This window comes from Pseudomonas tohonis (assembly GCF_012767755.2).
Classification (GTDB): domain Bacteria; phylum Pseudomonadota; class Gammaproteobacteria; order Pseudomonadales; family Pseudomonadaceae; genus Metapseudomonas; species Metapseudomonas tohonis.
The window spans coordinates 3,993,902-4,017,241 of the sequence record NZ_AP023189.1; the positions used below are offsets into that span (position 1 = coordinate 3,993,902).

The 23,340-nt window shown below is 70.3% G+C and carries 25 protein-coding genes; 15 read left to right on the forward strand and 10 right to left on the reverse strand.

Translation table 11 applies throughout. From position 1 onward, the window contains the following. Positions 1 to 3: 3 nt before the first annotated feature. The 11 genes from HSX14_RS18075 to gspM all read left to right on the forward strand — a co-directional run bounded on the left by HSX14_RS18075 (position 4) and on the right by gspM (position 9,537). Complete coding sequence (locus HSX14_RS18075; protein ID WP_173177391.1) at positions 4 to 525, forward strand: type II secretion system protein N; 522 nt, start codon at positions 4 to 6, stop codon at positions 523 to 525. Beyond that, positions 522 to 2,420 carry a type II secretion system secretin GspD gene (gene gspD, locus HSX14_RS18080; protein WP_173177393.1) on the forward strand — a complete coding sequence of 633 codons (1,899 nt, stop codon included), beginning with the start codon at positions 522 to 524 and terminating at the stop codon, positions 2,418 to 2,420. The genes HSX14_RS18075 and gspD overlap by 4 nt, the downstream gene beginning before the upstream one ends. Beyond that, on the forward strand, positions 2,417 to 3,886 hold the full coding sequence (gene gspE, locus HSX14_RS18085) for a type II secretion system ATPase GspE (RefSeq protein ID WP_173177395.1): 1,470 nt from the start codon (positions 2,417 to 2,419) through the stop codon (positions 3,884 to 3,886). The genes gspD and gspE overlap by 4 nt, the downstream gene beginning before the upstream one ends. Before the next feature lie 2 nt (positions 3,887 to 3,888). Next, positions 3,889 to 5,097: a type II secretion system inner membrane protein GspF gene (gene gspF / locus HSX14_RS18090; RefSeq protein WP_173177397.1), complete on the forward strand. Its 1,209-nt coding sequence runs from the start codon at positions 3,889 to 3,891 to the stop codon at positions 5,095 to 5,097. 15 nt (positions 5,098 to 5,112) lie between these two features. After that, entirely contained in the window at positions 5,113 to 5,544 is a 432-nt protein-coding gene (gspG, locus tag HSX14_RS18095) for a type II secretion system major pseudopilin GspG (RefSeq protein WP_111261278.1), read from the forward strand. A gap of 150 nt (positions 5,545 to 5,694) precedes the next feature. Then, positions 5,695 to 6,165 carry a type II secretion system minor pseudopilin GspH gene (gene gspH / locus HSX14_RS18100; RefSeq protein ID WP_173177399.1) on the forward strand — a complete coding sequence of 157 codons (471 nt, stop codon included), beginning with the start codon at positions 5,695 to 5,697 and terminating at the stop codon, positions 6,163 to 6,165. Next, positions 6,152 to 6,520, forward strand: a complete 369-nt coding sequence (gspI, locus tag HSX14_RS18105) for a type II secretion system minor pseudopilin GspI (RefSeq protein WP_173177401.1) — start codon at positions 6,152 to 6,154, stop codon at positions 6,518 to 6,520. Before gspH ends, gspI begins: the two co-directional genes overlap by 14 nt. Continuing rightward, a complete protein-coding gene (gene gspJ, locus HSX14_RS18110; protein WP_173177403.1) occupies positions 6,517 to 7,101 on the forward strand; it encodes a type II secretion system minor pseudopilin GspJ in 585 nt (194 codons plus the stop codon). The genes gspI and gspJ overlap by 4 nt, the downstream gene beginning before the upstream one ends. After that, complete coding sequence (gspK, locus tag HSX14_RS18115; protein WP_173177405.1) at positions 7,094 to 7,957, forward strand: type II secretion system minor pseudopilin GspK; 864 nt, start codon at positions 7,094 to 7,096, stop codon at positions 7,955 to 7,957. Before gspJ ends, gspK begins: the two co-directional genes overlap by 8 nt. 12 nt (positions 7,958 to 7,969) lie before the next feature. Continuing rightward, a complete protein-coding gene (gene gspL, locus HSX14_RS18120; RefSeq protein ID WP_173177407.1) occupies positions 7,970 to 9,043 on the forward strand; it encodes a type II secretion system protein GspL in 1,074 nt (357 codons plus the stop codon). Between the two features lie 29 nt (positions 9,044 to 9,072). After that, the gene (gspM, locus tag HSX14_RS18125) at positions 9,073 to 9,537 is read left to right on the forward strand and encodes a type II secretion system protein M (RefSeq protein ID WP_173177416.1); all 465 of its coding nucleotides are present in this window, start codon (positions 9,073 to 9,075) and stop codon (positions 9,535 to 9,537) included. 9 nt (positions 9,538 to 9,546) lie between these two features. Here the strand turns inward: gspM and HSX14_RS18130 are convergent, their stop codons facing one another. Beyond that, complete coding sequence (locus HSX14_RS18130) at positions 9,547 to 10,986, reverse strand: amidase (protein ID WP_173177418.1); 1,440 nt, start codon at positions 10,984 to 10,986, stop codon at positions 9,547 to 9,549. Between the two features lie 118 nt (positions 10,987 to 11,104). On the opposite strand from HSX14_RS18130, the gene HSX14_RS18135 reads away from it, so the two are divergent. Beyond that, positions 11,105 to 11,677, forward strand: coding sequence for a TetR/AcrR family transcriptional regulator (locus HSX14_RS18135; RefSeq protein WP_173177420.1), 573 nt, complete (start codon positions 11,105 to 11,107; stop codon positions 11,675 to 11,677). A 39-nt stretch (positions 11,678 to 11,716) separates the two neighbouring features. Beyond that, entirely contained in the window at positions 11,717 to 12,160 is a 444-nt protein-coding gene (locus HSX14_RS18140; protein ID WP_173177422.1) for an SRPBCC family protein, read from the forward strand. Between the two features lie 12 nt (positions 12,161 to 12,172). Here the strand turns inward: HSX14_RS18140 and HSX14_RS18145 are convergent, their stop codons facing one another. Beyond that, entirely contained in the window at positions 12,173 to 13,312 is a 1,140-nt protein-coding gene (locus tag HSX14_RS18145) for an AAA family ATPase (protein WP_173177424.1), read from the reverse strand. Next, positions 13,309 to 14,181 (reverse strand): RNA ligase family protein, encoded by an 873-nt coding sequence (locus HSX14_RS18150; protein WP_173177425.1) that lies wholly within the window; start codon positions 14,179 to 14,181, stop codon positions 13,309 to 13,311. Before HSX14_RS18150 ends, HSX14_RS18145 begins: the two co-directional genes overlap by 4 nt. 298 nt (positions 14,182 to 14,479) lie before the next feature. Between HSX14_RS18150 and HSX14_RS18155 the strand changes: the two genes are divergently transcribed. Together HSX14_RS18155 and HSX14_RS18160 are read left to right on the forward strand one after the other, a co-directional pair. Then, positions 14,480 to 15,280 (forward strand): PH domain-containing protein, encoded by an 801-nt coding sequence (locus tag HSX14_RS18155; RefSeq protein WP_173177427.1) that lies wholly within the window; start codon positions 14,480 to 14,482, stop codon positions 15,278 to 15,280. Positions 15,281 to 15,392: 112 nt separating this feature from the next. Then, the gene (locus tag HSX14_RS18160; RefSeq protein WP_173177429.1) at positions 15,393 to 16,898 is read left to right on the forward strand and encodes an MFS transporter; all 1,506 of its coding nucleotides are present in this window, start codon (positions 15,393 to 15,395) and stop codon (positions 16,896 to 16,898) included. Here the strand turns inward: HSX14_RS18160 and HSX14_RS18165 are convergent, their stop codons facing one another. From HSX14_RS18165 to HSX14_RS18195, 7 genes are all read right to left on the reverse strand, one after another. Next, entirely contained in the window at positions 16,899 to 17,387 is a 489-nt protein-coding gene (locus tag HSX14_RS18165) for a GFA family protein (RefSeq protein WP_173177431.1), read from the reverse strand. It lies immediately after the preceding gene. A 614-nt stretch (positions 17,388 to 18,001) separates the two neighbouring features. Next, the gene (locus HSX14_RS18170; RefSeq protein WP_173177433.1) at positions 18,002 to 18,238 is read right to left on the reverse strand and encodes a hypothetical protein; all 237 of its coding nucleotides are present in this window, start codon (positions 18,236 to 18,238) and stop codon (positions 18,002 to 18,004) included. Between the two features lie 3 nt (positions 18,239 to 18,241). After that, complete coding sequence (locus HSX14_RS18175) at positions 18,242 to 18,589, reverse strand: hypothetical protein (RefSeq protein ID WP_173177435.1); 348 nt, start codon at positions 18,587 to 18,589, stop codon at positions 18,242 to 18,244. A gap of 2 nt (positions 18,590 to 18,591) precedes the next feature. Further along, positions 18,592 to 19,161 carry a hypothetical protein gene (locus HSX14_RS18180; RefSeq protein ID WP_173177436.1) on the reverse strand — a complete coding sequence of 190 codons (570 nt, stop codon included), beginning with the start codon at positions 19,159 to 19,161 and terminating at the stop codon, positions 18,592 to 18,594. A 66-nt stretch (positions 19,162 to 19,227) separates the two neighbouring features. Next, a complete protein-coding gene (locus HSX14_RS18185; RefSeq protein WP_173177438.1) occupies positions 19,228 to 19,665 on the reverse strand; it encodes a nucleoside deaminase in 438 nt (145 codons plus the stop codon). Between the two features lie 130 nt (positions 19,666 to 19,795). Next, positions 19,796 to 21,157 carry an HlyD family type I secretion periplasmic adaptor subunit gene (locus HSX14_RS18190; RefSeq protein ID WP_173177440.1) on the reverse strand — a complete coding sequence of 454 codons (1,362 nt, stop codon included), beginning with the start codon at positions 21,155 to 21,157 and terminating at the stop codon, positions 19,796 to 19,798. Then, a complete protein-coding gene (locus tag HSX14_RS18195) occupies positions 21,147 to 23,303 on the reverse strand; it encodes a type I secretion system permease/ATPase (RefSeq protein WP_173177442.1) in 2,157 nt (718 codons plus the stop codon). Before HSX14_RS18195 ends, HSX14_RS18190 begins: the two co-directional genes overlap by 11 nt. Positions 23,304 to 23,340: the final 37 nt, after the last annotated feature.

Below are 23,340 nucleotides of genomic sequence, written 5' to 3' on the forward strand. Positions count from 1 at the left end.
GCCATGACGCTCATCCCCACCCTGCCGCGCGCGCTGCCGCCCCGGGCCCTGCACGCCCTGGCCGCGCTGCTGCTGTGCGCCTGGCTGGCCTGGCTGGGCCTGGGCAGCGGCGACTACCGCCAGGCCCTGCGTGCCCAGGCCGATGCCCGGCCGACCCGGCCGCCACTGCCGGAGGCCATGCAGGTGCCGACCCTGGACGCCACCGCCATCGCCCTGATGTTCGGCGCGATGCCGCCGCAGCCGGACGCCCACGAGCAAGACCCCGGCATGCTCCTGACCCTGCTCGCCAGCCTGCGTGCCGATCACCCCGACGACTCCCGCGCGCTGATCGCCTCCCCCGGCGGCAGCGCCTTCCACCGCCCCGGCGAATGCCTGCCCGGCGGCGCCCTGCTGCGCAGCGTGGAGGCCGACCACGTGCTCATCCTACGCAATGGCCGCGAACAGCGCCTGGGCTTCGCCCGCCCCGCCGAAACCCTGCTGGTGCCCCTGGCCGCGCCAGCGCCCTCGCCCGAGACGACGCCATGAACCTTACCCGCACCACCCGCGCCCTGCTGATGCTCGGCACCCTGCTCTGCCCCCTCGCCGTACTCGCCGCCAAGGACGAGCAGCGCCAGTGGACCCTCAACATGAAGGACGCCGACCTGCGCGACCTGGTCAGCGAAGTCGGCGCGATCACCGGCAAGACCATGGTCCTGGACCCGCGCATGAGCGGGAAGGTCACCGTGCAATCGGCCGCCGCCCTGGACCAGGCCGGCATCTACGCCCTGTTCCTCAGCGTCCTGCGCAGCCAGGGCTTCGCCGCCCTGGAGCAGGGCAACCGCGTGCTCATCGTCCCGGTCGCCGACGCCAAGACCCGCGCCAGCGAACACGACGGCAGCGCCGGCGAGGCGGTGGTGACCCAGGTGCTGCCGCTGCGCAACGCCAGCGCCGCCGAAGTGGCTGCCGTGGTCCGCCCGCTGGTGGCCGCCGACGCCTATGTCGCGCCCTCCACCACCGCCAACGCCCTGGTGCTGACCGACAGCGCCAGCAACGTCGAGCGCATCCGCCAGGTGGTCGCCGAGCTGGACGCCTCCGGCCAGCGCGCCTTCAGCACCCTCTCCCTGCGCCACGCCTGGGCCGCCGACCTGGCCGCCACCCTCAGCGAAAGCGTCGCCCAGGCCGGCTCCGGCGCGCCCTCGGCCAAGGCCGTGGCGGATGCCCGCAGCAACCGCCTGATCCTCATCGGCCCCGAGCCCGCCCGCGCGCAGATGGCGCGCCTGGCGCGGACCCTGGACGTACCGGGCGACGCCAGCGACGGCACCCGCGTGCTGCGCCTGCACCACAGCGACGCCAAGCTCATGGCCGAGCTGCTCAGCGGCATCGGCAAGCGCCTCGAAGTCGGGCGCGGCGGCAAGGAAGGCCAGGCCGGCTCCATCCTCATCAGCGCCGACGAAAGCCAGAACGCCCTGGTACTGATGGCCGAGCCCGCCCAGCTGGCCATGCTCGACGGCATCATCGCCCAGCTCGACCGCCCACGCGCCCAGGTGCTGGTGGAAGCGGCGATCGTCGAAGTCAGCGGCGACATCAACCAGGCCCTGGGCGTGCAATGGGCCGGGCGCGGCGGTGATATCGCCGGCGCCGTGCAGTTCGGCGGCAGCGGGCTGGCCATCGGCTCGGTGATCGCCGGGGCCGAGGGCGGCAAGCGCCCGGCCCTGCCCGACGGCACCCTGATCGGCATCGGCAGCCGCGACTTCGGCGCACTGATCAACGCGCTCTCCAGCGACTCCAACAACAACCTGCTCTCCACCCCCAGCCTGCTGACCCTGGACAACGAGGCGGCGGAGATCCTCGTCGGCCAGAACGTGCCCTTCCAGACCGGCTCCTACACCACCGACAGCGCCGGCGCCTCCAACCCCTTCACCACGGTGGAGCGCCGCGACATCGGCATCACCCTCAAGGTCACCCCGCACATCAACGAGGGCGACACCCTGCGCCTGAAGGTGGAACAGGAGAGCTCCGAGCTGGCCGCCGCGCCGGCGGGCATCGCCACCAGCGACGTGATCACCAACAAGCGCTCGGTGAAGAGCACCAGCCTCGCCGACGACGGGCAGATCATCGTCATCGGCGGCCTGATCAAGGACAACGCCAGGGTCCAGGTCAGCAAGGTGCCGCTGCTGGGCGACATCCCGCTGCTGGGCGCGCTGTTCCGCTCCTCCAAGGAAGTGGTGGAGAAGACCAACCTGATGGTCTTCCTGCGCCCCACCCTGCTGCGCAACAGCACCTCCGCCGAAGACCTGGGCCAGCGCCGCTACGACGGCCTGCGCCGGCTGCGCGCCAGCGACCCGGCCGCCAACCGGCTGCTGCTGCCCAGCGATCCGCGCCAGCTGTTCGAGATCGACGCCGAGCCGGCGCTCGACCTGCGCCGGGGCAGCGACCGATGAGCAGCGCGCGCCTGCCCTTCGCCTACGCCCGTCGCCACGGCGTGCTGCTGGACGCGGGGCAGCTGCTGTGCCGCGCCGATACGGCGCTGGCGATCGTCACCGAGGTGCGGCGCCGGCACGGCGAGCCCAGCCATTGCCAGGTGCTGGACGCCGAGGCCTTCGCCGAGCGCCTGGCGCTCTGCTACCAGGACGGCCAGGGCGATGCCCAGCAGGTGGCCGAGGGCCTGGACGAGCAGATGGCCGGGCACGACGACCTGGCCAGCCTCGCCGACCAGCTGCCGCAGACCACCGACCTGATGGAGCAGGAGGACGACGCGCCGATCATCCGCCTGATCAACGCCATCCTCGGCGAGGCGGTGAAGGCCCGCGCCTCGGACGTCCACCTGGAAACCTTCGAGCGGCACCTCTCCGTGCGCATGCGGGTGGACGGCCTCCTGCGCGAGATCCTCCGGCCGCGCCGCGAACTGGCGGGCCTGCTGGTGTCGCGGATCAAGGTCATGGCGCGCCTGGACATCGCCGAGAAGCGCATCCCCCAGGACGGCCGCATCGCCCTGCGCATCGCCGGCCACGAGGTCGACGTGCGCGTCTCCACCCTGCCCTCCGCCCACGGCGAGCGCGTGGTGATGCGCCTGCTGGACAAGCAGGCCGGGCGCCTCGACCTCGCCCGCCTGGGCATGGACGACGGCACCCGCACGCGCCTGGAAGGCGCCCTGGCCCGGCCCCACGGCATCCTCCTGGTCACCGGCCCCACCGGCTCGGGCAAGACCACCACGCTCTACGCCGGGCTCTCCAGCCTCGACAGCGCCAGCCGCAACGTCCTGACCATCGAGGACCCGGTGGAATACCACCTGCCCGGCATCGGCCAGACCCAGGTCAACACCAAGGTCGACATGACCTTTGCCCGGGGCCTGCGCGCCATCCTGCGCCAGGACCCGGACGTGGTGATGGTCGGCGAGATCCGCGACCGCGAGACCGCCGAGATCGCCGTGCAGGCCTCCCTCACCGGCCACCTGGTGCTCTCCACCCTGCACACCAACAGCGCGGTGGGCGCGGTCACGCGCCTGGTGGACATGGGCGTCGAGCCCTTCCTGCTCTGCACCTCGCTGGTCGGCGTGCTGGCCCAGCGCCTGGTGCGCGTGCTCTGCCCGCACTGCAAGGCGCAGCACCCGGCCGATGCCGCCGCCTGCACCCACCTGGGGCTGGACGCGGCCGCGCCGCCCCCGCTGTGGCACGCGGTGGGGTGCCCCGCCTGCCAGCACAGCGGCTATCGCGGCCGCCAGGGGCTCTACGAACTGGTGCTGCTGGACGAGGCGCTGCGCCAGCTGATCCACCAGGGCGCCGGCGAAGCCGAGCTGACCCGCCACGCCCGCCGCCACGGCCCGAGCCTGTTCATGGACGGCCGCGACAAGGTGCTGGCCGGCGTGACCAGCCTCGACGAGCTGCTGCGCGTGACCCGGGAGGACTGAGCATGGCCGCCTTCGAATACCTCGCCATGGACGCCAGCGGCGCCCGCCAGCGCGGCGTGCAGGAAGCCGACAGCGAACGCCAGGCCCGCCAGCTGCTGCGCGACCGCCAGCTGGTGCCCCTGCGCCTGCGCGCCGCCAAGGGCGGGCACGAGCCCGGGACGCGGACCTCGGGCCGGGGGCTCAACGCCGCCGCCCTGGCCCTGCTCACCCGCCAGCTGGCGACCCTGGTGCAGGCCGCGCTGCCCCTGGAGGAGGTGCTGGCCGCCGTCGCCGCGCAATCGGAGAAACGCAGCCAGCAGGCCATGGTCCTGGCCATCCGCGCGCGGGTGCTGGAGGGCCACGGGCTGGCCCGCGCCATGGCCGACTTCCCCCGCGCCTTCCCGGCGCTGTACCGCGCCACCGTCGCCGCCGGCGAGCGTGCCGGGCACCTGGGCCAGGTGCTGCTGCAACTGGCCGACTACACCGAGTCGCGCCAGGCCGCGCGCCAGCAGGTGCAACTGGCGCTGCTCTACCCGGGCATCCTGCTGCTGGCGGCCTTCGGCATCGTCGGTTTCCTGCTCGGTTTCGTGGTGCCGGACGTGGTCAAGGTGTTCATCGACAGCGGCCAGGAACTGCCCGTCCTCACCCGAGGCCTGATCGCCACCAGCGAGGCGCTGCAGCGCCATGGCCTGGCGGGCCTGATCGTCATCGCCGCCCTCGCCTTCGGCTTGCGCCTGGCCCTGCGCCTGCCGGGCGCGCGGCTCACCTGGCACCGCCTGCAACTGCGCCTGCCGCTGTTGGGCCGCCTGCTGCGGGCCAGCGACTGCACGCGCTTCACCAGCACCCTGGCGATCCTCGGGCGCAGCGGGGTGCCGCTGGTGGACGCGCTGGAGATCGCCGCGGAAGTCGTGGCCAACGGGCAGATTCGGACCGGTCTGAAAGACGTCGCCCGCGCCGTGCGCGAAGGTGGCGCCCTGACCCGGGCCCTGGAACGCAGCGCGCTGTTCCCGCCGATGATGCTCTACATGATCGCCAGCGGTGAACGCTCCGGCGAGCTGGACGCCATGCTCGACCGCGCCGCGCGCCAGCAGGAAACCCAGCTCGCCAACCGCATCGCCATGCTGGTCGGCCTGTTCGAGCCGGCGATGCTGGTGTTCATGGGCGCCAGCGTCCTGGTGATCGTGCTGGCGATCCTCATGCCCATCCTCAGCCTCAACCAACTCATCGCCTGAACGGCAGGAACCCCCATGCACAACCGACGCAGAGAACAGGGCTTCACCCTCATCGAGATCATGGTCGTGGTCGTCATCCTCGGCGTGCTCGCCGCCCTCGTGGTGCCGCAGATCATGAGCCGCCCGGACCAGGCCAAGGTCACCGCCGCCCGCGCCGACATCAACGCCATCGCCATGGCGCTGGACATCTACAAGCTCGACAACCACGGCTACCCCAGCACCCAGCAAGGGCTCGACGCCCTGGTCACCCGGCCCGCCGGCAGCCCGCCCGCGCGCAACTGGAACCCCGATGGCTACCTCAAGCGCCTGCCCGTCGACCCCTGGGGCAACCCCTATCAGTTCATCGTCCCCGGCAGCCGCGGCGCCTATGACCTGTTCTCCTTCGGTGCCGACGGCCGCGCCGGCGGCGAGGGCCTCAACGCCGACATCGGCAACTGGGATCGCTGAGATGCCCCCGCGCAAGCACGCATTCCGCGGGATGGGTGGAGCCCTGCGAAACCCATCACCTGGGCCGCATGGGTTTCGCTCCGCTCCACCCCTCCTACGAAGCACGCCGCCCCTCTGTGGGAGCGAACTCATCGGCGCTGGAGCCCATCCATGAACCGCGCGCGGGGCTTCACCCTGCTGGAGATCCTCGTGGTCATCCTCCTGGTGGGGCTGGTGGCGGGGCTCGCCGGGCTGGCCCAGGGTGACAACGGTGGCCAGGAGGCGCGGCGCGAAGCCGAGCGACTGGGTGCGCTGATCGCGCTGCTGCGCGAGGACGCGGTGCTCGGCCACAGCCAGTTCGGCCTGCGCATCGAGGCCGACGGCTACAGCGTGCAACGCCTGGAGGCCGACGGCCGCTGGCGGCCCGCGCCCGGCTACCGCCCGCAGCAACTGGCGCCGTCGCTGCGCCTGCAGTTGCAGCGTGACGAGCATGCCCCGGCGGCCACGGCCGGCGGCCCGCAGTTGCTGGTGCTCTCCAGCGACGAGATCTCCCCCTTCACCCTGCACCTGGAGCTGCGCGGCAAGCCGCAGCTGACCCTCGCCAGCGACGGCCTGGAGGAGGTGCGCATTGAGGCGCCCTGACGGCTTCACCCTGCTGGAGGTGATGGTGGCCCTGGCCATCTTCGCCACCCTGTCCGTCGCCCTGTACAGCGCCGCCGGGCATATCGCCGGCAACAGCGCCGGGCTCACCGAGCGCAGCCTCGCCCAGTGGCTGGCGGACAACCGCCTCAACGAGCTGCGCGCCGGCATGCGCGCGCCCGAGCCCGGCCTGCGCCAGGAGCGCATCGCCTTCGCCGGGCGCCAGTGGCTGCTGTTCAGCGAGGTCGGCCAGGCCACCAGCGCCGGGTTGCGCCGGGTCACCCTGGAAGTGGCCGAGCCGGGCACGCCGCCCCGGGTCCGCGCCCGCCTCAGCGGCCTGATCGAGGCGGCGCCATGACGCAGCGCGGCTTCACCCTGCTCGAAGTGCTCATCGCCATGGCCCTGTTCAGCCTGCTCGGCCTGGCCAGCTACCAGTTGCTGGAGCGCGTGCTGCACAGCGAGCGGCGCATCCAGCAGCACGAGCGCGAACTGCGCCAGCTGCAACGGGCGCTGGACGTGCTGCAGCGCGACCTGTGGCAGGCCATGCCCCACCCGCTCGCCGACGACCCCAGCCGGCGCCAGGCGCTGATCGGCCACGGCCATGAGCTGCGCCTGGTGCGCGGCGGCTGGGCCAACCCGCTGCAGGAGCGCCGCAGCGAGGTGCTGCAGGCCGCCCACCGCTGGGACCAGGGTCGCTGGCTGCGCGACTACCAGGACCTGGACGGCGGCACCCTGCGCAGCCAGCGCCTGCTGGACGGCGTCACCCTGACCCGCCTGCGCTACATCGACGCCAGCGGCCAGGCGCGGGACGCCTGGCCCGCCGCCGATGGGGCGCTGGCCCTGCCGCGTGCGCTGGAGATCGAGCTGGACGCCCCCGGTTTCCCGGACATCCGCAGGGTCATCCCGCTGCCCGGCAGCCCGGGGCAACGGCATGAGTGAGCACGCCCGGCAACGGGGCGTTGCGCTGATCAGCGTGCTGCTGATCACCGCCCTGGTGACCCTGATCATCAGCGACATGCTCGCCCGCCAACGCCTGAGCCTGGCCAGCAGCGCCAACCAGCTGCACCAGCAGCAGCTCTGGCAACTGGCCCTGAGCGGCGAGGCCCTGGCACGCCAGCGCCTGCACGAGGAGCTCGGCAAGCGCGAGGAGCCGCTGCGCGTGCACCTGGGCCAGGGCTGGGCACGCGACCAGGCGCTCGAACTCGACGGCGGGCTCGTGCGCATCCGCGTGGAAGACCTCGCCGGGCGCTTCGACCTCGACACCCTGCGCAGCAGCAACGGCCCGGCCCGCGCCCGCTACCAGCGCCTGCTGAAGCTGCTCGACCTGCCCCCCCACGACCCGGCGCGGCTGCCCTCGCGCCCGGGCCACGACGGCAAGCCCCAGCCCCTGGCCGACAGCAGCCAACTGCTGCGCCTGGAGCCCCTGGGCGGCGCCGACCTGCAACGCTTGCGCGCCTTCGTCGCCACCCTGGGCGGCAGCGCCCTCAACCTCAACACCGCCAGCGCCGAGCAACTGGCCGCCCTCGAAGGCCTCGACCCGGGCATCGCCCGCACCCTGGTGCAGGGCCGCCCCGCCCAGGGCTACGCGAGCGTGCAGGCCTTCGTCGAGCTGCCGCTGCTGCAGGGCCGCGAATTGAACAGCCGTGGCCTGGCCGTGGACAGCCGCCATTTCCGCGTGCACCTCGCCGCCGAACTGGGCGAACGACGCCTGTACCTGGCCAGCGACCTGCGCCTGGAAGTGGACGGCACCCTCGCCGTGCTGCGCCGGCAGCTGCTGGCCCCCACCCAACCCTGAAGGATCGAACCCGTGCACGCCTGGCTCCACCTCGCTTCCCCCACTGACCCCGACACGGCCACCTGGTGGCTGGAGAACGGCGAGCCCGAACAGGGCGACCTGCACCAGGCCGCCACACGCCTCGCCGGCCTGCGCCTGACCCTGCTGCTGCCGGCCGAGGCGGCCAGCCTGCATCGGGTGCAGGTGCCCTCGCGCAGTGGCCGCTGGCTGCGCCAGGCGCTGGACTCCGCGCTGGAAGAGGTCCTGCTGGAGGATCTCGACGCCCTGCACCTGGCACGCGGCGCCCTGGTCGACCGCCAGTGCCGGGTGATCGCCGTCGACCGGCAATGGCTGCGCGAGCTGCTGGCCCGCCTGGCCGGGGCCGGGCTGGTGCCGGCGCGCATCCATGTCGACGCCGACTGCCTGCCGCCGGAAGAGCCCTGCGCCCTGCCCTGCGCCGGCCGCTGGCTGCTCGGCGGCGACCCCGCCCTGTTCGGCGCGCTGCAGGAGGCCCGGCTGGGCGAACTCGCCGCGCTGCTGCCCGACGGCCTGCGGCGCCTGGAGCAGGCGCCCTGGCCGCTGCTGGCGGACGGTTCGCGCCGGGCCATCGACCTGCGCCAGGGCGAGTTCGCCAAGCGGGGCGGCCAGCGTCCCGGCTGGGCGCTGGCGGCGGGGCTGCTGGTGATCGCCTGCGCCGCGCAAGGGGTCCAGGACCGCCTGCACCGCCACTGGCTGGAACGCGACACCGAACAGCTCCAGCAGGCCAACCAGGCCGAATGGCAGCAACGCTTTCCCGGCGAGCCGCTGGTCGATCTCGGCCGCCAATTGCAGGCCCGCCAGGCCGGCTCGGGCCGCCCCACGACCGGCGTGGGGCAGGAACTGCACGAACTGGCCGCCACCTGGAGCGCCAGCGGCGGCAGCCTGGCCCAGGTGCGCCAGCTCGACTACCGGGCCGACGAGGGCTGGACGCTGCGGGTGGAGGCCGGCTCCTTCGCCGACATCGAACGCCTGCGCGAAGGGCTGCTCGCCCAGGGGCTGAACGTCCAGGCCGACTCCAGCACGCGCAGCGGCGAAGGCGTCAGCACCCGCCTGCGGATCACCCGATGAAACCGGCCAGCCACGACAGGAGCGCCGCCATGAACCCCTTCCCCGTCCTGCAATCACGCTGGCGCCAGCTGCCCGCACGCGAGCGCCGCGCACTGCTCCTGCTCGCCCTGTTCCTCGGCCCGGTGCTGCTCTGGAGCGCACTGCTGCAACCCCAGCGCGAAGCGCTGCGCCTGGCCGAGGAGGACTACCAGCGGGCGCTGAGCCAGCAGGTGGGGCTGGCCGCGCTGCCACAGGCCACGCCCCGGCCGACGCTGGCCAGCGACGCCCTGCCCGGCCTGCTGGCACGCACCAGCGCCGAGTCGCGGCTGGCCATCGAGCGCATGGATCACGAGGGCGGCGGACGCATCGACCTGGGCCTGGAAGGCGCCCTCGACGACCTGCTCGCCTGGCTGCAGGCGCTGGAGCGGGCGGGTGCCGAGGTGAACAGCCTGGGGCTGGAAGTCAGCCCCGAGGGCCGCGCACGCGTGCGCCTGCTGGTGGGGCCTTCCGCCTGAAGCCGGCGCTCAGTCCAGCGTGCCGGTCCAGAGTTCCGGCGTGCGGGCGCTCCAGGGCAGGGCCCGCTCCAGTTGCCCGGCCAGGCGCAGCAGCATCCCCTCCTGCCCCCAATCGGCGCTGAGCTGGATGCCGATGGGCAGGCCGCTGGCGGCGTCATGCGCCAGGGGCATGGACATCGACGGGCCGCCGCTGACATTGGCCAGGGCGGTGAAGGGCGACTGCTGGAAGACCCGGTGCATCCAGCCACGGCCGTCGAGGTTCTCCTGCCCACGGTTGTACTCGCCGATGAGCGGTGGCTGATCGGCCAGGGTCGGGCTCAGCAGCAGGTCGTAGCGGGTGAAGAAGGCCCCCATGTGGCGCGCCACCGTGTTGCGCCAGTGCATGGCGCCCAGCAGGTCGATGGCACTGAGGCCGCGCCCCAGCTCGTACAGGGCGAGGCTCGCCGGCTCCAGGGTGCTGCCGTCGATGGGCCGGCCGGTCTGGGCCGCCAGGGCGTCGATCCAGTCAGCGGTGTTGGCGGCCCAGAAACGCGCGTTGAGCTCGACGAAGGTGTCCCAGTCCAGGCCGATATCCGGCTGCACCGCTTCCACCGCATGGCCCATCTCCTGTAGCTGGCGGGCGACGCCTTCCACCGCCGAGACCATGGACGCCGCGCTGCGCGCGCCGTTCAGCGGGTGCACCAGCAGGCCGATGCGCAGTCGTCCCGGTTCGCGCGCGAGCTCCGCGAGGAAGCTGCGCTCGGGCGCGGCGATGCGGTACGGGTCGCCCGGTGCGTGGCCCTGGATGGCGTCCAGCAGCGCCGCGCTGTCACGCACGGTACGGCTGAGCACGCCCTGCATGGCCAGCCCGCTCCACACCTCGTCGAGGCCCGGCCCCATGGAGACCCGGCCACGGCTGGGCTTGAGGCCGAACAGGCCGGTCACCGCCGCCGGCACCCGGATCGAGCCGCCGCCATCGGTGGCGTGGGCCACCGGCACCAGGCCGGCGGCCACCGCTGCGGCCGCTCCGCCGCTGGAGCCGCCGGCGCCGTATCGCGGGTTCCAGGGGTTGCGCGTGGGGCCGGTGGCGAGGGATTCGGTGGCGGTGCTGGCGGCCAGCTCCGGCACGGTGGTACGGCCCAGGGTCAGCAGCCCGGCCTCACGGAAGCGCCGCATCAGCTCCGAATCGAACGGGGCGACCAGGCCCTGGGCCAGGCGGCTGCCCAGCTCGTTGCGGCGCCCCGCCATGGCCACGCCCACGTCCTTGATCAGGAAGGGCACGCCACGCAGCGGCCCGGAAGGTGGCAGCGGCTCGTCGTCCCAGTGCTCGACCAGGGCGTTGAGCGAGGGGTTCAACGCCTCGAAGGCCTTCAGCGCGACGGCGCGCACCTCCTCCGGCGTCACGTCGCGCGAGGCGATCAGGGCGGCCAGGTCGAGGGCATCCAGGGCGGCGTATTCAGCGGCTTTCATGCAGTTCTCCAGGTTCACCTGCCCGATAAAGCAGGTATGATCGATACCATTCAGTATCGAACGATACTGATGGGTATACCATGATACTCATCGGTATCGTCGTCAAGCGGAGAACGCCATGCGACCCGAACGCGTCATGCGCCTGCCCCCTCGCGAACGCATCATCGATGCCGCGCAGGAGCTGTTTTTCAACGAAGGGATCACCCGCGTCACGGTGGACGCCATCGCGGCCAAGGCCGAGTCCACCAAGATGACCGTCTACCGGCATTTCGAGTCCAAGGACGCCCTGGTGCTGGAGTGGATCCGCCTGCACATCGAGCAGTACCAGGACATCTTCGAGCGCCTGGCGCAGGCGCACCCTGACGACGCCCGGGCGCAGCTGCTAGGCTTCGCCCGGTTCATCGCCGACGACCTGTCGACCTCCTCCTACCGGGGCTGCTCGTTCACCAACGTGATCGCCGAGATCCCCGACGACCAGCACCCTGCGCGTGTGCTGATCGAGGCCCACAAGCAGGCGCAGTTCCGCCGTCTCGCCACGCTCTGCGAAGAGGCCGGCCTGGCCGATGCGCAGGAGGTCGCCGAGGAGCTGACCTACCTGATGGAGGGCGCGCAGATCGTCTCGCAGAACAAGGGCATCGAGCGCGTCGGCGAGAAGCTCCTGCGCATGGTGAGGAAGAAGATCGGCGCGTGACGCGGTCCAACAGACAACCCAAGGCCCAGGAGCCACCCGATGACCGAAGCGGCCCCCACCACCATCAGCGTCACGCGGCGCTTCCGCCAGAGCGCCGAGCAGGTGTTCGACGCCTGGCTCGACCCGGCGATCGCCTCGCGCTTCCTGTTCGCCACGGCCGATGGCGAGATGCGCGTGGTGGACATCGACGCCCGGGTGGCGGGCAGCTACTGCATCATCGAACGGCGTGGCGGGGAGGACGCCGAGCACCTGGGCGAGTACCTGGAGATCGAGCGGCCGACACGCCTGGTGTTCACCTTCGGCATCGACCGCAACGACCCTTCCCGCGACCGCATCAGCCTTGCCTTCACCCCGCTGGCCGAAGGCTGCGAACTGCTGCTGGAGCACGCGATGCGGCCCGCCTGGGCGCACTACGCCTCCGCCACCCGCGACGGCTGGAACATGATCCTCGGCCACCTGGCCCGCGCCCTCGACACCCCCTGACGCAGCGCCACCTCAGCCGGGGTAGATCACCTCCTCGGCCTCGGTGGGCAGCGGCACCTCCCACTTGAACAGCATCCGCGCGATGTCCTGGTTGCGCAGGCTGCTGTCGCGCCGGGTGTTGCGCCGGCGTATCTCCGCTTCGCTGGCCTCCAGGTACACCAGCTGCACGCGGGCGTCGTAGGCGTAGAGCAGGTCGAGGGTCTTCTTGCGCATCTGCGCCGACAGGTGCGTGGCGTTCCACACGAACGGCCGGCGCTCGCGCAGCAGGGCCTTGGCCTGGTCGATGGCGAAGTGCGCGGCGGCGCCCTCGTTCTGCCCATGACGCAGGCCCAGGGCCTCGCGCGCGTCGTCGTAGGAGATCACCGGCAGGTCCGGCTTGTGTTTCGCCTGCCAGGAGTTCTTGCCGCTGGCCGGCAGCCCGGACAGGACGATCACCTCGGAGCCCTCGACCTCGCGGTGCAGGGGATAGTCCGGCAGCACCCGCGCCCCCCGGAAATAGCGCACCCGCGTGTGCGCGTCGACGAAGGCCCTGGGCCCGCGCAGGCAGCCCTCTTCCTCGGCCAGTTGCTCGACCAGTTCGATATCGTCCAGCAGCGCCTGCTTGCCGACATAGTCGCGGCCCTGCATGTCGGCCCGCGCCACGGCGCAGAGCATCCACACCGGCAGCTCCCAGGACAGCTTGTGCAGGATGAACTCCGCCGAGCGCCCGCTCTTGTCCCCTGCCAGGGCGAAGAACGGCAGCTGGTGCACGGCGATGATCCGGCAGATGCGCTCGCGCAGGGCGAAGGGCACGCCGGCGCGCCACAGCAGGATGCGCGCGTCGATGGCCCCGCGCCGCGAATGGCCGGGCTGGCCGATCTTGCCGGTGGCCTCGTCGATCACCGTGGTCGCCGGCTTGGCGATGTCGTGCAGCAAGGCGGCGAAGAACAGCACGAAGCGTTCGTCGTCGTCCGCCGTGGCGTAGGCGCCCTGCTCCAGCAGCGCCTCGACCACCATCCGGGTGTGGGTCCAGACATCGCCTTCGGCGTGGTAGACCGGGTCCTGCGGGGTGCTGGCCAACTCGCCCAGCGCCGGGATCAGCGCCAGGCAGGCGTCGAAGTCCGCCGCGCTGCCGGGGGCGGGCACCAGGGCCCGCAGTCGTTCCATCTTCATTCGTGTCGTCCTTGTGCGGCAGCCAGGTCGGCCCAGGTCACCACCGGCTCGGGGGCGTAGAGATCGACGCCCGGAGCCAGCAGGTTGGGGATGAACGGCTGCTGGGAATGGTGGATGCCGGAATCGAGGATGGCCTGGACGAAGTCCGGGCGCACCCACTTGACCCGGCCAAGGGTGTGTTCGGGGCTCTCGATCTTCAGGTACAGCCCTTCCATCAGCTCGGAGCGGTCGCTGTTGGCCTGGGCGCGGGCCAGGTCCAGCCCCTCGCGCCGCACGGTGTCGACGAACGCGTCGCGCCAGCCGGCGGAGCGCGCCAGGGACGGCCGCACCAGCTTCAGCAGGTCCGCCAGGCGAGGCGGCGGCGGGCCCTCGTGGAGCACCGGCACCGACAGCACCGGGCTGCCGGCCAGCAACGCGCGCCGCGCCCGGGTGGAGAGGAAGGCCCGCTGCTGGCGGTCCCAGATGTCGAACTCGAGGAACAGGTGCGGCAGCCGGTCGTAGAACACCGAATGCAGCTTGCTGCACACCTCGCCGAACAGTACGTAGCGGTCCTCCAGCCGCTCCAGCAGAAGGTGCTCGTGGGCACGGGCCCACTGCTTGAACTGGCTGAACTGGCGCTCGCGGCCGCCACCGACCAGGTAGTGGCCGCGGGACTGCAGCAGCAGCTCGCCGCCGGCCGAGAAGCTGATGGCGGCGTTGGCGCCGTCGAGCTTCTCCTCCACCACCAGGTGGCAGCCGGCGAGCTCGCGGTAGGCCAGCTGGTCGGCATCGCTGTCACCGATCTGCAGGCGCGAGGATTCGAGGTGCGGGGTCCTCGGGTATTTGAACAGCTCGAGATTGTGCGCATGGGCGCAGGAATGATCCGTCATGGTCTTCTCCTGTGAAAAAGGGAAAACCGACGACGTGCATCGCGGGGAATCAGTGGAAGCCACCCAGGGGCGGCCAGCAACAGGGCTCGATGAACCGTCGTCGGTGTCAGGCGTGTTGGCTGGCGCGGGGCATTGGCTTCACCACTTGGATGGAGGGGTGGATCGGAAAGGCGCGCATTGAAAACCCGCAGCACGCGCGCTGTCAACACGGCCGTGTGAGGTGCGTCGCAGGGCGCTTGCCCGGCGCTTCGGCAGCTGGCACTCTGCCGCCACCCCACTGCCCCAGGAATGCATGCCCATGGACCGGATCGAGGCCGCCCTCACCACCCTCAAATCCCTGCTGCTCGGCGACGAGACAATCATCCAGGGCTCGCACCAGCTGCGCCTGAAGGCGCTGAAGCACCGCCGGGAGATCGTGGTCGCCACCAACATGCGCCTGGTGATCTTCATCCGCCGCACGTTCGGCGGCTACCGCATGCACGACATCCGCTGGCAGGACCTGCAGGACGCCGCCATCGACGAGAACCTGCTGCCGGGCCTGTTCGGCGCCGTGCTGAGCCTGCGCCTGTACAACGGCACCCTGGTGCGCATCGACGGCCTGGAGCCGGTGAGCGCCCGCGCCCTGTACGTCTACTGCCAGCAGCAGGAACAGGAATGGCGGGAGAAGAACCGCGTCCGCGGCATGGAGGAGCGTTCGGGGCTCGGCTTCATCGGCCTGCCGGGTAGCACGGGCGGCCCGGCTGCGCCGGGGGCTGCGGCCATCCCGGGCGCCGCGATGCCGGGAACCCCGGCCTTCGACGCGCTCTTTTCCGCGGCCTTCTCCGGCGCGACGCCTGGCACGGTCAGCCGCACGACCGTCGGCTCACCGCGCACCACCGTCGAGACCACGGTGGATGAAGGCGACTCCTTCTCCTTCCAGGGCAAGGGGGATCTCGGCGCACTGGCCGGCATGGCCAAGCTGATGAACCCGGCGACCGCCTCCGCCAGCGCCGACAAGCTGGCCAAGGGCATGGCCGAGGCGAAGAAGCAGTTCGACGCGGGCAAGCTTTCCGCCGCCGAGTACGAAAGCGCGAAAGCCAAGGTCCTCAGCAGCCTGTAACCATCCGCCCAGCGCCGGCCGGCAAACAACCTGAACTCCCCGCCAACACCGGCGCTCTCTTGATCAATGGCCAGGCCCACGGCCTGCAACAACAAGATCAAGGGAGCCTGCGATGAACTCGACCACCCTGCCCGCCGATGCCGCCCGGGAACGCGCGGCCACAGGCGACGACCCGCGCTGCTACGAGACCGACCTGCCGGCGCGCCTGGACCGCCTGCCCTGGGGCCGCTTCCACACGCTGCTGGTGATGGCGCTGGGCATCACCTGGCTGCTCGACGGCCTGGAGGTGACCCTCGCCGGCTCCGTGGCCGGCGCGCTCAAGGACAGCCCGGCGCTGCACCTGACCAATGCCGAGGTGGGCCTGGCCGGCGGCATGTACATCGCCGGCGCGGTGCTCGGCGCACTGTTCTTCGGCTGGCTCACCGACCGCATCGGCCGGCGCAAGATGTTCTTCCTCACCCTGGCCGTGTACATCAGCGCCACCGCCGCCACCGCCTTCGCCTGGAACATGTGGAGCTTCATGCTGTTCCGCTTCCTCACCGGGGCCGGCATCGGCGGCGAGTACTCGGCCATCAATTCGACCATCCAGGAGTTCACCCCGGCGCGCTTCCGCGGCTGGGTGGACCTGGGCATCAACGGCACCTTCTGGGTCGGCGCGGCCCTGGGCGCGGTGGGCTCGGTGATCCTGCTGGACCCGGACATCCTCGGCGGCGACATGGGCTGGCGGCTGTGCTTCGGCATCGGCGCGGCGCTGGGCCTGGTGATCCTGCTGATGCGCCTGTGGCTGCCGGAAAGCCCGCGCTGGCTGATGATCCACAACCGGCCGCAGGAGGCCCTGGCGATCATCGACGATATCGAGGCGCGCTTCCGCCGCGAGGGCCACGCGCTTTCCAGCGTCGATCACCTGCCGAAGATGCGCCTGCGCGGCCGCGACCACACGCCCCTGAGCGAGGTGTTCCATACGCTGTTCAACGTGCACCGGCGCCGCGCCATCGTGGGCCTGAGCCTGCTCACCAGCCAGGCGTTCTTCTACAACGCCATCTTCTTCACCTACGCCCTGGTGCTGACCGATTTCTACGACGTGCCCAGCGAGAACGTGGGCTGGTACATCCTGCCCTTCGCCCTCGGCAACTTCTGCGGGCCGCTGCTGCTCGGCCGGCTGTTCGACCACGTGGGGCGGCGGGTGATGATCAGCGGCACCTACGTCATCTCCGGGGTGCTGCTGACGCTCAGCGGCTACCTGTTCCAGCAGGAGATGCTCGACGCCACCCAGCAGACCATCGCCTGGATGGTGATCTTCTTCTTCGCCTCGGCGGCGGCAAGCTCGGCCTACCTGACGGTGGCGGAGACCTTCCCGCTGGAGATCCGTGCCCTGGCCATCGCCGTGTTCTATGCCTTCGGCACCGGCCTGGGCGGCATCATCGGCCCGCTGCTGTTCGGCCAACTGATCGAGAGCGCGGAACGCAGCAACGTGTTCATCGGCTACCTGATCGGCGCCGCCCTGATGATCGGCGCCGGCCTGGTTCAGGCCTTCTGGGGCGTGGCGGCGGAACGCCAGCCGCTGGAAAGCGTGGCGGCGCCCCTGTCGCAGGTGGACGCCGAGCCGCGCACGGCCTGATCAGCGCTCCAGGCCCAGGCGCTGGTGCCACTGGGCGATGGATTCCTGCGGGTAGAGATCGAAGCGCTGGTCCCCGGCGCCGGCCTCAACCTCCACCCAGTCGGCCTTCGAGCCGAGCATCAGGTGGGTGTGCTCCGGCGGCACCGGCAGGGGCGTGTCGATGGCCGAGGCGAAGGGATGGATCAACTCCGGCCACTCTGGGCTGAACAGCCACAGCCCGGAGCCGCACAACGTGCAGAAATGCCGCTCGGCGGTGCTGGCGTGAGCCCGTGCGTCGCCCTCCTCCCTGAGCCGCGCGTGATAGACGCCGATGTGCTTGCGCCCGGTGACCTTGAGGCTCTTCGCGTCAGCGGACAGGTTGATGGCATAGCCGCCCCCGCCCTGGGTCTTGCGGCAGATGGAGCAATAGCAGCGCTGGTAGGGATAGGGATGGGCGCTGTCGAGGCTGAAGACCACGGCTTGGCAGTGGCAGGAACCTTCCAGGTGCATGACGACCTCCCGGGTCGAATGGGTTCAGGGCATCTGGACAGGCGTATCGCGGTTTTGCACGGGGCAATTCGTCGGGTTGCACCCAACCGTAGGAGCGAATTCATTCGCGAATGGGTGGAGCGCAGCGAGACCCACGATCGCAAGCCCGGAGGAAGCCCCAATGGTGGATGAAAAGAGCGCCATCCACTCTACGCCCCGGTCGACCCCGTGGGGCGGGTGAAACCCGCGTGTATGCATGCACGAACCGTCGGGCTCCACCCGGCCCGCAGCGGCTCCGTACCCTGTAGGGGCGACTTCAGTCGCCAAGGAGCGCGCAGCGCTCCCGGCCAGGCACAGCGCCGATCGTAGGAGCGAATTCATTCGCGAAATGGGTGGAGCGCAGCGAGGCCTGCCATTGCGGCTCGAACACCCTCAATTGGTGGGTGAAAAGAGCGCCATCCACCCTACGCACCGGTTGGCGCGGTGGCTCGGGACTGGGCTCATGTGTAGGGTGGACCACGCTTCACCGGTCCACCTTGCGTGCTTCCCGGCAGCACCGCCTGGTGGATGAAAAGAGCGTCATCCACCCTACGCCCGGCATGACTCCGTGCTGGGGTTGTCGGGTTGCAGCCGACCTACAACAGCCAGATTGCCAGTAGCAGGACGAGTACGCAGACCACCAGCCCGACGGCAGAGACCCAGGCGGATTCGGACATGTCATCCAGGAAGCGCCCCCGTGGGTAGCGGCCGAGCGTGAAGGCTTTCACGAAAGGCCAACCAATCCAGAACAGCACCCCCTCCACCAGCACTTCGAGGACTGCACGGAGAAGCCAGCCGATAACCCGTATCACCCCACCCAAAATCTCATCCATGCCTTACTCGCACGCCCCGCGCTGGAAGAAGAAGTAGCCCATGTAGCGCAGCACCATTTCCCGTTCGCCGATGGAGACGATGCTGTAGTGGCCCATGCCCTCGGTGCTGATGGTGTCGCCCTCTACGCGATAGGCACCGCTCTGGGTGAAGCCGCCCATGCTGTAGTCGAGGGTGCCCTCGCGGGTGAAGTCGTAGGTGGAGTTGTCGGGTTCGCGTTCGCCATCCTGGGTCGGGGCCAGGCCCTTGAGGCACCAGGGGCCGTAGAGGTCGTCGAGACGGTAATCGGCGGCGCCGGCGTTGGCGGCAAGCAGCAGCGTGGCGAGCAGCAGGGCGAGCGATGCGGGCTTCATGGTCAATCCCCGGATGGCAGGAGTGTGGAGATCTCGATGGCCTGCATGATCACGGGATGCAGCGTCGGCCAGGCGAGCTTGAGCAGTTGCGGGAGCAGCACGATGAAGAAAGCCAGGCCGGCGAGCAGGCGCAGGCCCTGGCAATCGGCGTTGCGGTAGAGGGCCCTGGCCACGCGCGCCAGGTAATGCAGGGCGACCAGTATCGGGCCGTAGAACATCGCCAGCAGGCCCAGCATCCGCAGGTCGAACGTCGGTTCCGGGTCGCCCTGGCGCAGGCTTTCCTGGCCCGGGTCGAGCAGCAGCCCGAACAGCAGGGTGCGTATGCCGATCAGCAGCAGCGCGCAGGTGATCAGGTTGCCCGGCAGCGAGGCCCTGGCCGGCTCGATCACCAGCGCACGCACCAGGCCGGCGGTGCCCGCCCAGGCGCCCAGCAGCAGAAACGCCGAGAGCAGATGCCCCTGCCAGGGCAACAGCAGGGAGAGCAGCGCCAGCGGCAGGGCCGTGAGCACCCCGAACATCAGGTAGCAGAACGTGCGCAACGCAACGAGGACGGAGCATCGGGAAGCACTCATGGCCGGCACCGACGGCTGGCCGGGAGGGGCGTGGGTGGCATGCGTACGTCCTTGTACCGGGCGGGGCTATTCGCCGATGTCTTCGTTCCAGAGCTCCGGGCGGGCCTGGATGAAGTCCTCCATCAGGGCGATGCAGGTTTCGTCCTGCAGCACCTCGACCTCGACGCCACGGGAGCGCAGCAGTTCTTCCTCGCCGAGGAAGGTGCGGTTCTCGCCGACGATGATGCGCGGGATGCCGTAGAGGAGGATCGCGCCGCTGCACATGGAGCACGGCGACAGCGTGGTGTAGAGCACCGACTCGCGGTAGACGCTGGCGGGCTGGCGGCCGGCGTTCTCGAAGGCGTCCATCTCGCCATGGCGGATGGCGCTGCCTTCCTGGACCCGGCGGTTGTGGCCACGACCGATGATGCGGCCCTTGTGGACGATGACCGAGCCGATGGGGATGCCGCCCTCGGCAAGCCCCTGGCGGGCTTCGTCGATGGCGGCCTGCATGAATGCGTCCATGGTGATGCTCCTTGCGCGATTGCGGCGATGGAGCGAACGCTACGAGATGGCCGGCGGGCTGTCCACTGGCGCGTGACGGGATGTGGCGAGGCCGGGTGCGCCGTGCCGGCATCGGCACGGCGTGCGGGCATCAGCGCTCGCGCAGGGCCTCGGCGCGGGCGCGGATGATGGGCTTGAGCAGGTAGCTGAGGATGCTCTTCTTGCCGGTCATGATGTCCACCGAGGCGACCATGCCGGGGATGATCAGCAACGGTTTATCGTCGCTGCCCAGGTGGCTTTTGCGGGTGCGCAGCTTGATCAGGTAGAAGCTGTTGCCGTCCTCGTCGGTGATGGTGTCCGCGCCGATCTGCTCCAGGTCGGCCTGCAGGCCGCCGTAGATGGTGTAGTCGTAGGCGGTGAACTTGACCATGGCCTTCTGCCCTGGGTGGAGGAAGGCGATGTCCTGGGGCCGGATGCGCGCCTCCACCAGCAGGGTGTCGTCCAGCGGCACGATCTCCACCAGGTCGCTGCCCGGCTGGATCACCCCGCCGATGGTGTTGACCAGCAGTTGCTTGACGATGCCGCGCACCGGGGAGGTGACCAGGGTGCGGTTGACCCGGTCCTCCAGTGCCTTGCCGGTGGCCTCGGCCTTGCTCAGGTCGGTGCGTGCCTCGTTGAGCTGGGTGAGCGCCTCGCTGCGGAAGCGCGAGCGGGTCTCGGCGATCTTCTGCTCCACTTCCTTGATCGCCGACTCGGCGCGGGGAATGGCCAGGTTGGTGGCTTCGAGCTGGCCACGGTTCTCCACCTCGGCGCGACGCAGGCGCAGCACCTCGACCTTGGAGATCGCGCCGTCGGCCACCAGGGGTTCGGAGATGGCGATCTCCTGGCGCAGCAGCTCCAGGCTGTTGCGGTACTGGCCCTGCTTGGAGGCGAACTCGCGCAGTTCCTGCTGCTTCTGTACCAGTTGTTCCTCAAGGCCGGCGACCTCGTCGCGCAGCTGTTGCTGGCGGCTGCGGAACAGCGCTTCCTCGCTCTGCGCCTGGCCGGGGGCCTTGGCGCGCAGGGTGTCGTCGATGGCCAGCTCGCGGCCCTCCACTTCGGCGCTCAGGCGCTCGACGCGCAGGGCCATGGCGACGCGGTCGGCATCGGTCTCGCCGACGTTGGACTGGAAGCGCGTGGCGTCCAGGCGCAACAGCGGGTCACCCACTTCGACCACCTGCCCTTCGTGCACGAACATCTCGGAGACGATGCCGCCTTCGAGGTTGGAGATCTTCTGCAGCTTGGACGAGGGAATGGCCTTGCCTTCGCCCCGGGTGACTTCGTCGATCTCGGCGAAGTGGGCCCAGAAGCCGAGGAACAGGGTGAAGCCGATCAGCGTCCAGATGGTCAGGCGCACCACGCGGGGCGCGTCTTCGACCAGCGCCTTGCTGACTTCCGGCAGGGGCTGGCCGGACAGGTCTTCGCGCCCCTTGAAATAGTCCAGCAGCGAGTGGAGCGGAGACTTACGCGACACTGATCTGCCCCTTCTTCAGCGCTTCCATCACGGCATCCTTCGGGCCGTCGGCGATGATCTGTCCCTTGTCGACGATCAGCAGGCGGTCCACCAGCGAAAGCATGGAGGCACGGTGGGTGACCAGCAGCACGGTCTTGTTGGCGATCACCGCGTTGAGGCGCTGCTTGAGGCGTTCCTCGCCGGTGTTGTCCATGGAGCTGGTGGGCTCGTCCAGCAACAGGATGGGCGGGTCGAGCAGCAGTGCGCGGGCCAGGGCGACGTTCTGCCGCTGGCCGCCGGACAGGTTCTGCCCGCGCTCGCCGACCTGCAGCTCGTAGCCCTGCGGGTGCAGGCGCACGAATTCGTGGACGCCGGACAGCTCGGCCGCCTGCAGCACCAGTTCGTCCTCGACGTAGCGGGCGCCGGAAACCAGGTTGTCGCGCAGGGTGCCGGCCAGCAGCTGGATGTCCTGGGGCACGTAGCCGATGTTGTGGCGCAGGTCGCTGACATCGAGCTGGCGCACGTCGACGCCGTCGATCAGCAGGCTGCCGGAATCGGGCTGGTAGAGGCCGACGATGAGCTTGGCCAGGGAGCTCTTGCCCGAGCCGCTGCGGCCGACGATGCCGATCTTCTCGCCGGGGCGGACGATCAGGTTGATGTTGCTGAGCGCCGGGGCCTGCTGGTTCGGGTAGGTGAACTCGAGCTGGCGCATCTCGATGGCGCCCTGCAGGGTCTGGCGCGTCAGCGGACGCTCGTCCTCGTGGCGCTCCTGCGGCAGTTCCATCATGTGGTTGACCGAGTGCATGGTCAGGCGCGCCTGCTGGTAGCGCGTGATCAGCCCGGAAAGCTGGGTCATCGGGCCGAGGGCGCGGCCGTTGAGCATGTAGCAGGCGATCAGGCCGCCCATGCTGAGGTCGCCGGCGATGATCAGGTAGACGCCGGCGACGATCATCACCACGCCGGCCAGCTGCTGGATCAGCAGGGTGATGTTGAGCGACAGGCTGGACAGCATCTTCACCCGCAGCTCGAGGCGGCCGAGGGTGCCGATGGTCTGCTCCCAGAGGTACTGGCGCTCGCTCTCGGCGTTGTTGACCTTGACCGCATCGAGGCCGGCCAGGGTCTCGATCAGGCTGGACTGGCGCTCGGCGGAGAGCGCCATGGTGCGGTCCATGGTCTCCACCAGGGGCTTCTGCAGCAGCCAGCCGATGGTCAGCGCGAGGGCGAAGGCGACCACGGGGATCCACACCAGGTGGCCGCCGAGGATGCCGATCACCAGGAGGATCAGCAGGGTGAACGGCAGGTCGATCACGCTGGTCATGGTCAGCGAGGCGAGGAAGTCCCGCAGCGACTGGAACTCGTGGATGTTCTGGGCAAAGCTGCCGACCCGCGCGGGGCGGTGCTTCATGGCCATGCCGACGATGCGCTCGAACAGGGTGGCCGAGATGATCATGTCGGTCTTCTTGCCGGCGAGATCGAGGCACAGCCCGCGCATGGTCTTGAGCAGCAGGTCGAACAGGTAGGCGCCGGAGATGCCGATGGCCAGCACCCAGAGGGTGGCGGCGGCCTGGTTGGGCACCACGCGGTCGTAGACGTTCATGACGAACAACGGCGCACCGAGGCCGATCAGGTTGATCAGCAGGCTGGCGGCCACGGCATCTATATAGAGCCAGCGCGAACGCTTGAGGGTGTCGCGGAACCAGTGGCGCGCCCGGGGTATCAGGCTGCCGTGGTTGATGTCGAACTTGTGCTGCGGCTGGGCGAAGAAGGACTGGCCGGCATAGTCCTGGGCCAGCAGCTCGCGCTTGACCCGCACTTCGCCGCCATCGCTTTCGCTGAGCAGCAGGCGCGCGTCGCCGTTCTCCTCCCAGGCCAGCAACAGGGCGCAGCGCCCTTCCTTGAGCAGCAGCAGCGCCGGCAGCGCGATCGCCGGGATCTGTTCCAGCTTGCGTTGCAGCAGGCGCCCCTGCAGGCCCGCCCGGGCCGCCGCACGGGGCAGCAGCTCGGGGGTCAGGCGTTGGCCGGGCAGCGGCAGGCCGGCGGTGAGCATGGCCCGGCTGGCCGGCCGCTGGTGTTGCAGGCAGAGGGAAAGCAGGCTGTCCAGGAGTGGATCATCTAGCTGACCGCGTGGATCGTTGTTGAAGGGGGCTCGGCTGACTTCTGGATCCACGCTTGGACACTCTTTCTCTTCAGGGACGGGTGAAGTC

Coding starts and splice junctions, on each gene's coding strand:
- HSX14_RS18180 (WP_173177436.1), bottom strand. CDS start 19,161: ATGAGTGCTTCCCGATGCTCCGTCCTCGTTGCGTTGCGCACGTTCTGC.
- HSX14_RS18150 (WP_173177425.1), bottom strand. CDS start 14,181: ATGACGGATCATTCCTGCGCCCATGCGCACAATCTCGAGCTGTTCAAA.
- HSX14_RS18075 (WP_173177391.1), top strand. CDS start 4: ATGACGCTCATCCCCACCCTGCCGCGCGCGCTGCCGCCCCGGGCCCTG.
- HSX14_RS18140 (WP_173177422.1), top strand. CDS start 11,717: ATGACCGAAGCGGCCCCCACCACCATCAGCGTCACGCGGCGCTTCCGC.
- HSX14_RS18185 (WP_173177438.1), bottom strand. CDS start 19,665: ATGGACGCATTCATGCAGGCCGCCATCGACGAAGCCCGCCAGGGGCTT.
- gspM (WP_173177416.1), top strand. CDS start 9,073: ATGAACCCCTTCCCCGTCCTGCAATCACGCTGGCGCCAGCTGCCCGCA.
- gspK (WP_173177405.1), top strand. CDS start 7,094: ATGAGTGAGCACGCCCGGCAACGGGGCGTTGCGCTGATCAGCGTGCTG.
- gspE (WP_173177395.1), top strand. CDS start 2,417: ATGAGCAGCGCGCGCCTGCCCTTCGCCTACGCCCGTCGCCACGGCGTG.
- HSX14_RS18145 (WP_173177424.1), bottom strand. CDS start 13,312: ATGAAGATGGAACGACTGCGGGCCCTGGTGCCCGCCCCCGGCAGCGCG.
- HSX14_RS18165 (WP_173177431.1), bottom strand. CDS start 17,387: ATGCACCTGGAAGGTTCCTGCCACTGCCAAGCCGTGGTCTTCAGCCTC.
- HSX14_RS18135 (WP_173177420.1), top strand. CDS start 11,105: ATGCGACCCGAACGCGTCATGCGCCTGCCCCCTCGCGAACGCATCATC.
- gspD (WP_173177393.1), top strand. CDS start 522: ATGAACCTTACCCGCACCACCCGCGCCCTGCTGATGCTCGGCACCCTG.
- gspF (WP_173177397.1), top strand. CDS start 3,889: ATGGCCGCCTTCGAATACCTCGCCATGGACGCCAGCGGCGCCCGCCAG.
- HSX14_RS18130 (WP_173177418.1), bottom strand. CDS start 10,986: ATGAAAGCCGCTGAATACGCCGCCCTGGATGCCCTCGACCTGGCCGCC.
- gspJ (WP_173177403.1), top strand. CDS start 6,517: ATGACGCAGCGCGGCTTCACCCTGCTCGAAGTGCTCATCGCCATGGCC.
- HSX14_RS18170 (WP_173177433.1), bottom strand. CDS start 18,238: ATGGATGAGATTTTGGGTGGGGTGATACGGGTTATCGGCTGGCTTCTC.
- HSX14_RS18160 (WP_173177429.1), top strand. CDS start 15,393: ATGAACTCGACCACCCTGCCCGCCGATGCCGCCCGGGAACGCGCGGCC.
- gspG (WP_111261278.1), top strand. CDS start 5,113: ATGCACAACCGACGCAGAGAACAGGGCTTCACCCTCATCGAGATCATG.
- gspH (WP_173177399.1), top strand. CDS start 5,695: ATGAACCGCGCGCGGGGCTTCACCCTGCTGGAGATCCTCGTGGTCATC.
- HSX14_RS18155 (WP_173177427.1), top strand. CDS start 14,480: ATGGACCGGATCGAGGCCGCCCTCACCACCCTCAAATCCCTGCTGCTC.
- HSX14_RS18175 (WP_173177435.1), bottom strand. CDS start 18,589: ATGAAGCCCGCATCGCTCGCCCTGCTGCTCGCCACGCTGCTGCTTGCC.